The sequence below is a fragment of the Xanthomonas sp. MLO165 genome, assembly GCF_018831305.1.
GTDB lineage: Bacteria > Pseudomonadota > Gammaproteobacteria > Xanthomonadales > Xanthomonadaceae > Xanthomonas > Xanthomonas arboricola.
In genome coordinates this window covers 4,777,732-4,791,771 of record NZ_CP029263.1, presented here as the reverse complement: position 1 = coordinate 4,791,771, position 14,040 = coordinate 4,777,732, and the positions used below count along the sequence as shown (strand labels likewise).

Sequence of the window (14,040 nt, the reverse complement as noted above, 5' to 3'; positions counted from 1 at the left end):
CAAAGTATGATCATCTGTTGCTGGCTGCGGCGCGCAGAAAAGCGCCGTGCTCGCAGCCCGGTAGTGAAAAGAGGATGCGCCAGACTAGCACCGAGGACAGGGTTTTCCCAGACTTATTCACAGGTCCATCCACAGGGCTTGACCGCCATCACCTCCGCTGACGTCTGCGGGGAGTTGACCCGGCCGCTGATGGCCCTATAGAATTGCCGGTTCTATTCGTCTCCATTCATGCAGAGGGCCCCATGGCCACCAAGCGTACTTTCCAACCCAGCAACCTCAAGCGAGCACGCGACCATGGCTTCCGCGCACGTATGGCAACCGCCGACGGCCGCAAGATCCTGGCTCGCCGCCGCGCCAAGGGCCGCAAGCGCCTGAGCGCTTGATTGCCGCGCCGCTCCCTGCGGCCGAGGCAGTCCCTAACGTGAACGCATCGAACCCGTGCAGGCGATTTCCTCGCTCTGCGCGGGTTCGTACGCGTGCGCAATATACGGTCGTTTTCGATACTGCACGTCGTACCTCGGACCCGTTGCTCAGCCTGCACTGGCGGACCGGCGATACGCCGCCGCGCCTGGGCATGGCGGTGTCGCGCAAGGTCGACACGCGTGCGGTGGGACGTAACCGGATCAAACGCGTATTGCGCGATGCCATGCGGCATCTGCTGCCCGAGCTTGCCGGCGGCGATTACGTGATTGTGGCGCGCTCCGCAGCCGCAAAAGCGACCAATCCACAGATTCGCGACGCTTTCCTGCGTCTGCTGCGCCGTGCCGGCGCATTGCCCCTGCCTGCTGCGCCCGGCACAATGCCGCCCGCCAGGACGATGCACCCATCCTCCCTTTCCCCGACAGAGCCGGAACCCAGTTCCGACTGAGCGAGTTGCTGCCCGATGAACCAGACCCGTGTTTTCCTGATTTTTGCCTGGCTGATGGTCGCGGCGCTGCTGTGGATGGAGTGGGGCAAGGACAAGGCCGCCGCCAATGCGCCGGTGGTTGCGGCGACGCAGTCGGTGCCGGCTGCGCGCGATCTTGACGCTGCGGCACCGTCGGCCAATGTGCCGGCGGCCCAGGCCATTCCGCAGGCGGGTGTGCCGGGCGCCGTACCGGCGACCAGCACGACTGCCGCGACGCCGGCTGCTGCCGGTGCTGCGCCGGTGATCACCCTGACCTCGGACGTGCTGCGCCTGAAGCTGGACGGCCGCAGCGTGCTCGACGCCGAACTGCTGCAGTTTCCGCAGACCAAGGACGGCACCGCGCCGGTCAGCCTGCTGACCGAAGATGCCGCGCATCCCTATAACGCCACCAGCGGTTGGGCCAGCGAGCATTCGCCGGTACCGGGCGTGGGCGGCTTCCGCGCCGAACAGCCGGGCACCGCATTCGAACTGGCCAAGGGCCAGAACACCCTGGTGGTGCCGTTCGTGTGGAATGGCCCCAACGGCGTGTCGATCCGCCGCACCTTCACTCTGGAGCGCGGTCGCTATGCGATCTCGATCAAGGACGAGGTGATCAACAAGAGTGGCGCGCCGTGGAACGGCTACGTGTTCCGCAAGCTGAGCCGGGTGCCGACCATCCTCAGCCGCGGCATGACCAATCCGGATTCCTTCAGCTTCAACGGGGCGACCTGGTACAGCCCGCAGGAAGGCTACGAGCGTCGCGCGTTCAAGGACTACATGGACGACGGCGGCCTCAATCGCCAGATCACCGGCGGTTGGGTGGCGCTGCTGCAGCACCACTTCTTCACTGCGTGGATTCCGCAGAAGGACCAGGCCTCGCTTTACGTGCTGAACCAGGACGGCCCGCGTGACGTGGCCGAACTGCGTGGCCCGGCCTTCACCGTGGCGCCGGGCCAGACCGCGACCACCGAAGCGCGCCTGTGGGTGGGCCCGAAGCTGGTCAGCCTGATCGCCAAGGAAGACGTGAAGGGACTGGACCGGGTAGTCGACTACAGCCGCTTCTCGATCATGGCCATCATCGGCCAGGGCCTGTTCTGGGTGTTGAGCCATCTGCACAGCTTCCTGCACAACTGGGGCTGGGCCATCATCGGCCTGGTGGTGCTGCTGCGTCTGGCGCTGTATCCGCTGTCGGCTGCGCAGTACAAGTCCGGTGCCAAGATGCGCCGCTTCCAGCCGCGCCTGGCGCAGCTGAAGGAGCGTTACGGCGACGATCGCGTCAAGTACCAGCAGGCGACGATGGAGCTGTTCAAGAAGGAAAAGATCAACCCGATGGGCGGCTGCCTACCGCTGCTGATCCAGATGCCGATCTTCTTCGCGCTGTACTGGGTGCTGGTGGAATCGGTGGAACTGCGTCAGGCGCCGTGGCTGGGCTGGATCCAGGATCTGACCGCGCGCGATCCGTACTTCATCCTGCCGGTGCTCAACATCGCCATCATGTGGGCCACGCAGAAGCTGACCCCGACCCCGGGCATGGACCCGATGCAGGCCAAGATGATGCAGTTCATGCCGCTGGTGTTCGGCGTCATGATGGCCTTCATGCCGGCCGGCCTGGTGCTGTACTGGGTGGTCAACGGCGGCCTGGGTCTGCTGATCCAGTGGTGGATGATCCGCCAGCACGGCGAGAAGCCGAGCAAGATCATCCAGGCCAACGCCAAGTAAGCGCAGTTGCACAGAGCCCGCCGCAAGGCGGGCTTTCTGCATGTCGCCGCAGTTGCTGTCTGCCCTGTTGTCTTCATTGCCAAGGACGCCGTCGTGATGTCATCGCCGCTGTATCGCCTGTGGCTGTGCGCCGCTTTCGCAGGAATGCTGGCGATGGCCGGCTGCGGCAAGCAGACCGCCGGCGAGGCAGCGTCTGCTGCCAGCACCGCTGCGCCGGCCGCCACTGGTGCGCCAGCCGAAGCCGACAGCGACGACGCACGCGCACTGATCGCGCAGCTGCGCGAGCAACTGGACCGGCATCGCCGCATCATCGTGTTGCTGGCCGACGCGGATGCCCAGACGCCACGCGATCGCGCCACCTCCAGCAGCGTGGGGCAGCAGCTGTTCCATGAAAACCTCCAACAGCGAGAACGCATCGCTGCGCGATTCGAGACGGTGCTGACGTCGAACGCAGCGCGTCGCTTCGCAACGATCGCCACGGTGCTGGACGAGATCGAATCGGCACCGGATCTCTACGATGCCGACCGCCTGGCGTTTGCCGAAGTGTTGCGCGACCTGCACGCACGCATTGGCCGCGATTCGGCACTGCCGGCGGTGAAGCTGCATCAGCGCATCGGTGAGGATCTGGAAGCGCTGGACGAGATCGAGCGCAGCTACAACAAGGAACTGACGCAGATTTTCAGCCGCTTCGATCGCAGCCGCGCGATCGTGCCCAAGCGCGAGAAGTGGGACGACTACGTGGCGCATCTGCGCAGCCTGTACACGCGCGAAAAGATCCTGCGCGATCATGGCGTGGTGGAGCCGTACCCGTTCTCCGCGCGCGATAGCGACAGCGAAATCTTCGGCCGCGACCTGCCGCCCAAGACGGTGGTGCTGACCTTCGACGATGGCCCGCACAAGGCCTATACCGAGGAGATCGTGGCCATCCTCAAACGCTACGACGTACCGGGCGTGTTCTTCGAAGTGGGCCGCAACCTGGGCAGCCTGGACGCGCAGGGCAAGCCGACACTCGCGCCGTTATCCAAGATCAGCCACACGCTGATGGAAGAAGGCTATGCGGTGGGCAACCACAGCCTGACCCATGCGCAGTTGTCCAAGACCACCGGCGATGCGTTGCGCAGCCAGGTGCTGGACACCGACACGTTGTTGCGGGCGGTGGACGACAAGCGTGCGCCGTTGTTCCGGTTTCCGTATGGGGCGCGCAATGCCGAAGGCTTGCAGCTGCTGGGTGAGGCAGGCCTGAAGTCGATCATGTGGAACATCGACTCGATGGACTGGGCCGACCCTGTGCCCGAGTCGATCGTGCAGCGCGTGCTCGACCAGGTGAACAAGGAGCAGCGCGGCATCGTGTTGTTCCATGACATCCACGACCGTGCAGTGAAGGCGCTGCCGCAGATCCTGGATCGCCTGATCGCCGATGGCTACCAGTTCGCCGGCTGGAATGGCCGCGAGTTTTCGGTGGCGCGCGCGCCCGGCGCGGCGGCCGAGGCAACCGTGACCACCGGCTACGCCAACTCCTGGGCGATCGTGATCGGGATCGACGACTACGCGCACTGGCCCAAGCTCGAATATGCCGCCAACGACGCGCAGGCCATCGCCAGCACCTTGACCGGCCCGTTGGGGTTTCCGTCCTCGCAGGTGATCGTGCTCAAGAACGGGCAGGCCACGCGCAACAATATTCTTGCGGCATTCCACGATCGCCTCGGCGAGGGACGCGCGCAGACCAACGACCGCGTGTTCGTGTTCTTCGCCGGGCATGGCGCCACGCGCCGGCTGGCATCCGGGCGCGACCTGGGCTACATCATTCCGGTCGACTCGGATCCGCAGCAACTGGCCAGCGATGCGATCGCGATGAGCGACCTGCAGAACATCGCCGAAAGCCTGCAGGCCAAGCATGTGCTGTTCGTGATGGATGCCTGCTATAGCGGATTGGGGCTGACGCGCGGCGGGCCGACGTCCGGCGCCTACCTGCGCGAGAACGCACGACGCATCGCCCGCCAGATGCTCACTGCCGGCGGTGCCGATCAGCAGGTGGCCGATAGCGGCCCGAACGGGCATTCGGTGTTTACCTGGGTACTGCTGCAGGCGCTGGCGGGCAAGGGCGATCTCAATGGCGATGGCCTGATCACCGGTACCGAACTGGCGGCCTATGTCGCACCGGCGGTGTCGGCAGTGTCGGCGCAGACCCCGGCGTTCGGCAGCCTGCCCGGCTCGCAGGGCGGCGAGTTCGTGTTCCAGGTACCGAGTGGCGAGGAGTTCCTGACCGCCGGCACCGCGCAGTTGTCTGCCGACGCGATCGCACTCAACGGACGCGTGGATGCGGCGCGTCCCGCCGCCACCACCAGCGGTGCTGCAACAGCTGCGGCGCCGGTGACGGTGAAGACGCTGCAAGGCGGCGAAGCCAGGCTGGTCTTGCCGACGGCGGTGAAGAGCAGCGACCGTCAACGTGCGCAGCTGGCCAACGAGCGCGGCCTGCAGTTGTACAAGGAAAAACGCTACGCCGAAGCGGCCGAGCAGTTTGCCGAAGCCTTGAAGCTGCGCCCGGATTTCGCCTTGGCCGCCAACAACCTGGGCTTTGTGTACTACCGCCAGGAACGCTTTGCCGAATCGGCGCGCTGGCTGGAAAATACCCTGAAAATCGATCCGTCGCGTGCGGTGGCCTATCTCAATCTCGGCGATGCATACGCAAAAGCCGGCGACCGTGACAAGGCACGCAAGGCCTACGCCACCTATCTGGAACTGCAGCCGCAAGGCAGCGGCGCCGAGCAGGCACGCACGCAACTGCAACGCCTCTGATCCGCGCAACCTGTCTGACTATGTCTTCTTCGCCATCGACCATTGTTGCCATCGCCAGCGCCGCCGGAACCGGAGGCATCGGCATCGTGCGCCTGTCCGGGCCGCAGGCGGCGCAGATCGCCGCCGAGCTGGGTGTCCCGAATCTGCAGCCACGGCAGGCACGCTACGCGCGCTTTCGCGATGCGCAGGGCGAGGTGATCGACGATGGCATCGCCTTGTGGTTTCCGGCGCCGCACAGCTTCACCGGCGAGGCGGTGGTGGAACTGCAGGGACACGGCAGCCCGGTGCTGTTGCGGCAGCTGGTGGCGCGTTGCATTGCGCTGGGCGCGCGCCAGGCACGCGCGGGCGAGTTCAGCGAGCGCGCCTTTCTCAATGGCAAACTCGATCTGGCGCAGGCCGAAGCCATCGCCGATCTGATCGCCGCCGGCGATCTGCGCGCGGCACGCGCTGCGCGCAGATCCTTGGACGGTGTGTTTTCGCAACGGGTCGATGCGCTCAGCGACAGCCTCACCCGGCTACGCGTCCATGTGGAAGCGGCGATCGACTTTGCCGACGAGCCGCTCGACACCCTGGGAGGGGCGCAGGTGCGCGACGGGCTACAGCAGGCGCGCGCATTGCTGGCGCAACTGCTGCGCGATGCCGAGCGCGGGCGCAAGCTGCGCGACGGCCTGCACGCGGTGCTGATCGGTCCGCCCAACGCGGGCAAGAGTTCCTTGCTCAATGCATTGGCCGGTAGCGAGCGCGCCATCGTCACCGATGTCGCCGGGACCACCCGCGATACCTTGCAGGAAGCCATCCAGCTCGATGGTTTCGAACTCGTGTTGGTCGACACCGCCGGCCTGCGCGAGGGCGGTGATGCGATCGAGCGCGAGGGCATGCGTCGCGCACGTGCGGAGTTGCAGCGCGCAGACCTGGCGCTGGTGGTACTGGATGCACGCGACCCGCAAGCCGCGCGCGATGCGATCGGCGATGCCATCGATACTGTGCCGCGTCAGCTGTGGATCCACAACAAATGCGATCTGCTGGCCGAAGCCACAGCGCTCGATCGCGACGCGGTCGCGGTCTCGGTCTCGGCGGTGACCGGGCAGGGACTGGAGCAGTTGCACGCCCGGTTGCGCGAGCTTGCGCTGGGCGACGGAGCGGACAGCGTGGAAGGCGAATTCTCCGCACGCACGCGGCATGTCGAGGCATTGTGCCGCGCCGAACAGCATGCAGACGCAGCGGATCTGGAGCTGGGCTTCGAACAGCTCGAACTGGCCGCCGAAGAATTGCGCCTGGCACAGGAAGCACTCGGCGAGATCACCGGCAAGCTGAGCGCCGACGAATTGCTGGGCAAGATCTTTTCGAGTTTTTGCATCGGCAAGTAAACCGCTTACCTGCCGCGACGCATGACGAGCCGATGTAGACGCTGGCTGTTGGTGTTCTGCATCAAGGAAAGGATCAAGGATCAGGGACGGCGACAAGCACAACGCTTGTACAGCGGGTCACATGCCGATACCGGAACTCGAAGCGAGCGCCCGCAACTGCGCTGCAAAACGCGTCACATCACACCCGGCAGCACCGTCTGCAATGCCGCGTTCTCGGCATCGCAGGCTGGCGATGCAGTGGCGGTGGCAGGTTGCTTTGCATGCGCCTTGTCGATCTCGCGGCGCGCAGCGGCTAGATCCTTCTGGAACTCGGGGTTGTCGTGCAGGGCGGCGACGGTGGCGGCGCCCATGATGCGGCCCTGCAGGACATCGCTCTGCCAGTGCACGTTGCAGACCAGGCGGCTGTCGCCGAAGGCGCGGCCGCGGGCGAGCAGGGCGTCGCGCTGGGCGGGTGCCAGCTCGGCCAGGATCAGGCCCCAGCTCCAGCCGATGGCGGTGTGGCCGGAGGGGTAGGAGCCGTTCTTGCGCAGCGCCGCGTCATCGTCGGGCGTGCACATCGGCTGGTCGTTGCGCATGAACGGGCGTGGCCGCTGATAGCGTGCCTTCGCCGCGCTGGTGCTGGTGCTGGCGTCGCGCATGCTGCGTTCGAGCAGACGCAGCAGGTGCGGGGTGTGGGCCTGGTCGATCTGGATGCCGAGCGCGCAACTGAAGTGATTGGCGGCCGCCGGGAACGTCAGTGCAGCATCCTGTGTGGCCAGGTCCCAGCGTGGTGTGCCGCGCAGGGCAAGCATGGATGTGGCGATGGCCTGATCGTTGGCGAGCGCGGCGCTGCCGTTCTGTGGCGGTGGCGGTACCAGGCGCAGGCTGTCGGGCACCTGTGCTTTTTCCAGGTAGCCGTGTGCATCGGTGGCGATCACCGAGCCCGCCGGAGCCGCCTTGTCGCGGGCGCTCGCACTGCCGCATCCCCATGCCAGCACCGCGATGGCGACGCTGGACAGCGTCCGGAAACAAGCGCGAACAATGCGATCGGACATGCAGCAACCCTCGGACAACACGGATGGATGAGGGCGCAGATTACGACGCGCAGATGACATCTGCATGCCAGCGCAACGCAGTTGCGGCGCGGAATGCGCAGCCGCTGTCGCAGCACTGTCATGTCCCGGTCGCATCGGCGCAAGACAGCTGTCGCACGCTTGCCGTCATCTTTTGACTCGTCCCCCCTGCCGCTCATGCCCAAGACCCATCTGTTAAGTGCCGCCGTCCTTACCGCGCTCGTGCTGTCGCCGGCCGCCTACGCCGCCGATCCCGAGGTGACTGCCGACACCGGCACGACCGTGCAGCAACTCGACGCGGTCTCGGTGATCGGCCAGGGCGAAACGCGTCAGGTGCAGCGCATCACCCAGCAGGACATTCCGGTGTTGCCGCCGGGCACCAGCATCCAGAAGCTGCTCAACCGCATGCCGGGCGTCAACGTGCAATCCAACGATGCCTTCGGTGCCAACGAGGAGTCGCAGACGATCAGCCTGCGTGGCTTCAACGGCACGCGCCTGGGCTATACGCTCGACGGCCTGCCGCTGGGTGACAACGCCTACGGCAACTACAACGGCCTCAATATCAGCCGCGCCCTGATTGCGGAAAACTTCGGCGGCGTGGAGCTGGCATCGGGCATCGGCGCACTGGGCACCGCATCCACCAGCAACCTGGGCGGCACCATCCAGTACTACTCGGCCGATCCGTCCAGCGTGTTCGGCGGGCAGCTGTCGCAGACGGTGGGCTCCGATGCCAACCGCCGCACCTTCCTGCGCGTGGACACCGGCGACTACAACGGGTTTTCGGCGTATCTGTCCGGCATCAATGCCGAAGCCGACATGTGGGCGCGCCCGGAGTCGCCGACCACCACGCGGCAGTTCAATGCCAAGGGCGTGTACCAGTTCGACGGCGGCAAGCTGACCGCGTTCGCCGACACCTCGCGGACCTCGCAGGCCGATTATTCGTATCTGTCCAAGAGCGGCATGGCGCGTGGCCTGGGCTGGGACTGGAACCTGTACGCACCGGACTGGAACCGGGCGTTGGCCGCGGCGTACTGCGCACCGGCCACGCGCAATGCGGCGCGCTGCGGCTTCAGCGGCGGCGTGGACAACATCGACGATGCGTACTACCAGAGCCGCGCGTTGCGCGACGACGATCTGTTCTATGTGGCCGGCGACTTCCAGCCCAACGATGCCATCAGCCTGCACACCCAGGTCTACCACCACGAAAACAAGGGTCAGGGCCACTGGTGGTCGCCGGGCCAGGCGTCCAACCCGGGCACGCCGCAGGCATTGCCGATCTCCATCCGCAGCACCAATTACTGGATCAACCGCACCGGCGGCATCGCCTCGCTCGGCTGGAACCTGGGCCCGCATCATCTCGAAGCCGGGCTGTGGTACGAGCGCAATCACCACGATGTGGAGCGCAATTTCTACTGGATCGACGGGCCGGTCAGCGATGACAAGTTCCTGCAGGATCCCGACCGCCGGCTGTTCTCGCAGAACTACATCATCACCACGCGGCAGTTCTATGTGCAGGGCAACTTCAAGTTCCTCGACGAGCGCCTGAGCCTGGATCTGGGCATCAAGAGCCCGAGCACCGAAATGACCGCGCGCGAAACGCCGGGGCTGGCGGTGGAAGCGCCGGTGGCGACCGGTTCGATCAAGGCCAGCGAGTCGGTGCTGCCGCAGGTCGGTCTGGGCTATCGCATCGCAGACGGGCAGGAAGTGTTCGCCTCGTACGCGGAAAACATCGCCGCGTTCCAGGGCGGCGGCGCCGGTGGTCCGTTGCTGGTGACGCAGGCCTCCTTCGATGCCAGCGTCGGCGCACTGGAGCCGGAAAAGTCGCGCACCGTGGAAGCCGGTTACCGCTTCGTGCGTGACCGCTTCGAAGCCTCGCTGGTGGGTTACGACGTGACCTTCGACAACCGCCTGCTCTCGCTCAATCCCTGCGCCAGCATCCAGCAGGGCACCACGCCGGCCTGCACCACGCGCTTCTTCAACGTGGGCTCGGTGAGCAGCCGCGGCGGCGAACTGACCGTGATCTGGAAGCCGACCAGCTACCTGCAGTGGTACAACTCGGCCTCGATCAACCGCTCGACCTACGACGACAACTACGTGCAGAACGGGGTGATCATTCCGACTGCCGGCAAGACCACGGTGGATACGCCCAAGCGCATGTTTGCCAGCGAAATCGCCTTCAACTACGCCAACTGGAACATCAACCTGCGCGGCAAGTACACCGGCCAGCGCTACTACACCTACACCAACGACCAGGGCTTTGGCGGTTACACCTCGTTCGATGCGGGCGCCGGGTACGACTTCGGCCAGGCCGGCGTGCTGCAGGGGCTCAAGCTCTCGCTCAACGTGACCAACCTCACCGACAAGCGCTATGCGTCCAACCTCACCGCGTTCGCCAACAGCGATCCGAATGGCCGTCAGCTGGCATTCCATGCCAGCGCGCCGCGGCAGGTGTTTTTGACCTTGGATGCCAAGTTCTGAGTTAGGGATTGGGGAGTCGGGATTGGGGATTGGGGATTGGTAACAGCGGGTCTTATGGCTGCTGACTGATTTCCGGTGGTGATCGACGTGGATGGTTTTAGAGTGGCTGGCGAGACCTGTCGAGTGATTGTCGGGCGGATGCGACGATGCGGAGGTGCGGGATGCAAGGTCGTGCATCCCGCCTCGCTCATCGGCCGCGCTCATCTGGCGGTTGTGCCGTGGTGTTGATGGCTGCTTTTTTGTTGGAGAAAGGCATGATGCAGTTCCACCGTGCGTTGGTGTTGGGGGCGATGATGGTCGGCATGAGCGGGCCCGCGTTGGCAGAGGCGCCGTTGGCGAAGACGGTGCAGATCTTTGCGCACCGTGGCGCCAGCGCGTTGCGCCCGGAACACACCCTGGCCTCGTATGCCAAGGCGATTGTCGATGGCGCCGATTTTGTCGAGCCGGACCTGGTGTCCACCAAGGATGGTGTGCTGGTGGCGCGTCATGAGAACGAGATCGGCGGCACCACCGATGTGGCCAGCCACCCGGAGTTCGCCGCGCGCAAGACCCGCAAGACCATCGATGGCCAGGCGATGGAAGGCTGGTTCACCGAAGACTTCACTCTTGCCGAATTGAAGACCTTGCGCGCGCGCGAGCGGTTGCCGCAGTTGCGCGGCACGCGTTGGGATGGGCAGTTTCAGATCGTCACCTTCGACGAAATCATCGATTTTGTCGCGGCCGAATCGGCAGCGACCGGGCGCACGATCGGGCTGATTCCGGAGATCAAGCACCCGAGCTATTTCAGTGCGCTGAATCTGGCGATGGAAGACAAGGTGCTGGCGAGCCTGCGTGCGCATGCCTACACGCAGACCGCGCCGGTGGTGATCCAGTCGTTCGAGACCGGCAACCTGCGTTACTTGCGCGGCAAGATCGGGCGCAACAGCACTATTCGTTTGCTGCAGCTGTTGGGCGGCGCGCAGATGGCGCTGCCCGATGCGGGCGTAGGCAGCGCACCGCGCACCTACGCGCAGATGATCACGCCCGAAGGGCTGAAACAGGTTGCCAGCTACGCCGATGCGATCGGCCCGGACATCCGCAGCATCATTCCGCTGGATGCGCAGCAACGCCTGGGCACGCCGACCAGCCTGGTGCACGACGCGCATGCGGCAGGACTGCAGGTGCAGCCGTATACCTTCCGCCCGGAGAATTACTTTCTGGCCGCCAACAACCGCAGCAGTGCTGCGGTGACCGAACGTAACGAGGCCGGTGCATTGGCCGAGTTGAAGGCGTACCTGGATGCCGGTATCGATGCGTTCTTTGCCGACGATCCGGGCCTGGCACGGCGTGCGTTGAGCGAGCGTGCAACGCGTTAACCGTTGGACGCATATGCGGTCTGTAGGAGCGCGCTGGCGCGCGATGAAGCGTTCCCGATAACGCTCCATCGCGCGCTAGCGCGCTCCTACGTCCCAGGTGGCCGTTCGCGTGGCGGAAAATGCAGCACTACGTTCTGCGAGCCGTCTTCCTGGCGCTGCCACAGCACCGGCACCTGGCGTGGCGGCGGCGGTTCCAGCACGTCGCGTTCGGCGTTGCTGATCTCCCAGGCAGCGTCTTCGTCCTCGTCTTCCCAGCTGTAGCGCGGCCTGGCCTGTTGCGGGTCGCGCAGGCGCAGCAGCAGCGCGGCGATCAGGCCGGCCACCGCGCCGCCCAGATGCGATTGCCAGGACACGCCGGCCTCGTGCGGCAGGATGGTCAGCAACATGCCGCCGTAGAACAGGAAGGCGATCATGCTGGTGGCAATCGCCGGGCGGTCGCGGCGCAGCAGGCCCAGCACGAACACCAGGAACATCAGCCCGTGGGTGACGCCGCTGGCGCCCAGATGCCGGCTACCGGGCTCGCCCAGCAACCACGCGCCCAGTCCCGAGCCCAGCCACAGCAACGGCAGCGCCAGGGCGGTGGCACGCGGATACACGCTGCCGGCCAGTGTGCCCAGGATCAGCAGCGCGGCGGCGTTGGCGCCCAGATGCGCGAGCGAGCCGTGCAGCAGCGGCGCGGAGAGGATGCCGAGCAGGCCGTCGGCCTGCAGCGGTGCCACCGCCCAGGCGCGCCAGTCGAACATGCCCTGGGCGGTGAACACCGCCACCAGCAGCAGCACGGCGGCCAGGCTGAAGTTGAAGGCACGTAAGACCCGGGAACGATCCAGGCGGCTCTGGGTGGTGGGATCGGGGGCAAGGGAATGCGTTGTCATGCATTCACGGATGGCGGCGTGGTTTTGCCTTTGCAAGCCCTATTTGCGCGGGATAACCGGATCCGGCGGCGGGACAATCCTGCTGCCCGCCGGGCTGATACGAAGCCCGGCAGGCAGGCCGCGGCGGCCAATACCTCACCGCAGTTAGGTGTGGTGGCAACCAGGGCGCGGTCCCAATGCTCCGGTACCGCCTGTGGTGCGCTGCAGCCGAGTCGCGTAATGGGCGACGGAGCCGACGATCACGGCCGAAGACCACGACCGGCCCCAGTGGCGAGAGCCGAAGCGAAACCGCGGCATCCCTTGCACCATCAGCTGCAGCCAAGCACAACCCCGATTCCCGATTCCCGATTCCCGATTCCCGATTCCCGATTCCCGATTCCCGAATCCCGATTCCCGAATCCCGAATCCCGAATCCCGATTCCCGATTCCCGATTCCCGATTCCCGATTCCCGAATCCCGAATCCCGAATCCCGAATCCCGAATCCCGAATCCCGAATCCCGAATCCCGGCCGGTCAGTGCCCGGCCGGCTTGGGCGGCCGCAGCAGGCTGAGCACGATGGTGAAGACCAGGATCACGATCACCACCGCCAGCGAGACCAGCACCGGGATCTTGTACAGATCGATGATCATCATCTTGGTGCCGATGAACACCAGGATCACCGCCAGGCCGTACGGCAGCAGATGGAAGCGGTCGGCCATGCCGGCCAGCAGGAAGAACATCGCGCGCAGGCCCAGCACCGCGAACACGTTGGAGGTCAGCACGATGAACGGGTCGGTGGTGATCGCGAAGATCGCCGGGATGCTGTCCACCGCGAAGATCACATCGATCACCGCAATCAGGATCAGCACCACGAACAACGGGGTGAACCAGCGCTTGCCGTCCTTGATCACGCTCAGCGCATGGCCGTGGTATTGCGGGCTCAGGCGCAGATGGCCACGCATCCAGCGCAGCACCGGGTTGGCTTCCAGGTCCGGCTCCTTGCCGGCGGAGAACCACATCTTGATGCCGGTCAGCAGCAGGAAGGCGCCGAACACGTACAGCAGCCAATGGAACTTGGTCAGCAGCACCGATCCGGCGAAGATCATGATCGCGCGCAGCACGATCGCGCCCAGCACGCCGATGATCAGCACGCGCTGGCGCTGCTCCTCGGGCACGCCGAAGTAGGTCATCACCATCAGGAACACGAAGATGTTGTCGACCGCCAGCGATTTCTCGACCAGGTAGCCGGTCAGGAACTCCAGCCCGATGCGGTCGGCCGCCGCATCGCCCATGCTGCCCTGCAGGTACCACCACAGGCCGGCGTTGAAGGCCAGCGCCAGCAGCACCCAGCCGATGCTCCACCAGGTGGCTTCCTTGAAGGTGACCTTGTGGGCACCGCCGTGGCGCATCAGCACCAGATCGACCAACAGCGCCACGATCACCACGATCGCGAAGCCGCCCCATAACCAGACATTGCCAATGGTTTGCATACAAGAATCCCGAAAGTGAAACGACCTGGACAGCCGGTGGGCTGA

The 14,040-nt window shown here is 65.4% G+C and carries 10 protein-coding genes; 7 read left to right on the top strand and 3 right to left on the bottom strand.

The window, feature by feature from the left end:
- Nucleotides 1-242 precede the first annotated feature (242 nt).
- From rpmH to mnmE, 5 genes are all read left to right on the top strand, one after another.
- Nucleotides 243-383, top strand: coding sequence for a 50S ribosomal protein L34 (gene rpmH, locus DGN21_RS20110; protein WP_002805908.1), 141 nt, complete (start codon nucleotides 243-245; stop codon nucleotides 381-383).
- A gap of 38 nt (nucleotides 384-421) precedes the next feature.
- The gene (gene rnpA, locus DGN21_RS20105) at nucleotides 422-868 is read left to right on the top strand and encodes a ribonuclease P protein component (protein ID WP_039512801.1); all 447 of its coding nucleotides are present in this window, start codon (nucleotides 422-424) and stop codon (nucleotides 866-868) included.
- A gap of 15 nt (nucleotides 869-883) precedes the next feature.
- Nucleotides 884-2,605 (top strand): membrane protein insertase YidC, encoded by a 1,722-nt coding sequence (gene yidC, locus DGN21_RS20100; protein WP_184551216.1) that lies wholly within the window; start codon nucleotides 884-886, stop codon nucleotides 2,603-2,605.
- Nucleotides 2,606-2,698: 93 nt separating this feature from the next.
- Nucleotides 2,699-5,401, top strand: coding sequence for a polysaccharide deacetylase family protein (locus DGN21_RS20095; protein WP_184428926.1), 2,703 nt, complete (start codon nucleotides 2,699-2,701; stop codon nucleotides 5,399-5,401).
- A 20-nt stretch (nucleotides 5,402-5,421) separates the two neighbouring features.
- Nucleotides 5,422-6,768, top strand: a complete 1,347-nt coding sequence (gene mnmE / locus DGN21_RS20090) for a tRNA uridine-5-carboxymethylaminomethyl(34) synthesis GTPase MnmE (RefSeq protein ID WP_184428924.1) — start codon at nucleotides 5,422-5,424, stop codon at nucleotides 6,766-6,768.
- 173 nt (nucleotides 6,769-6,941) lie between these two features.
- Here the strand turns inward: mnmE and DGN21_RS20085 are convergent, their stop codons facing one another.
- Entirely contained in the window at nucleotides 6,942-7,802 is an 861-nt protein-coding gene (locus DGN21_RS20085) for a phosphatase PAP2 family protein (RefSeq protein WP_215825054.1), read from the bottom strand.
- Nucleotides 7,803-7,997: 195 nt separating this feature from the next.
- Between DGN21_RS20085 and DGN21_RS20080 the strand changes: the two genes are divergently transcribed.
- On the top strand, nucleotides 7,998-10,298 hold the full coding sequence (locus DGN21_RS20080) for a TonB-dependent receptor (protein WP_065033268.1): 2,301 nt from the start codon (nucleotides 7,998-8,000) through the stop codon (nucleotides 10,296-10,298).
- A gap of 254 nt (nucleotides 10,299-10,552) precedes the next feature.
- Nucleotides 10,553-11,653: a glycerophosphodiester phosphodiesterase gene (locus DGN21_RS20075; protein ID WP_160954925.1), complete on the top strand. Its 1,101-nt coding sequence runs from the start codon at nucleotides 10,553-10,555 to the stop codon at nucleotides 11,651-11,653.
- Nucleotides 11,654-11,739: 86 nt separating this feature from the next.
- Here DGN21_RS20075 and DGN21_RS20070 read toward each other — a convergent pair whose 3' ends face one another.
- Together DGN21_RS20070 and DGN21_RS20065 are read right to left on the bottom strand one after the other, a co-directional pair.
- Nucleotides 11,740-12,525 (bottom strand): rhomboid family intramembrane serine protease, encoded by a 786-nt coding sequence (locus tag DGN21_RS20070; RefSeq protein ID WP_160954926.1) that lies wholly within the window; start codon nucleotides 12,523-12,525, stop codon nucleotides 11,740-11,742.
- Between the two features lie 513 nt (nucleotides 12,526-13,038).
- A complete protein-coding gene (locus DGN21_RS20065) occupies nucleotides 13,039-13,995 on the bottom strand; it encodes a TerC family protein (protein WP_024939158.1) in 957 nt (318 codons plus the stop codon).
- Between the last annotated feature and the right edge of the window lie 45 nt (nucleotides 13,996-14,040).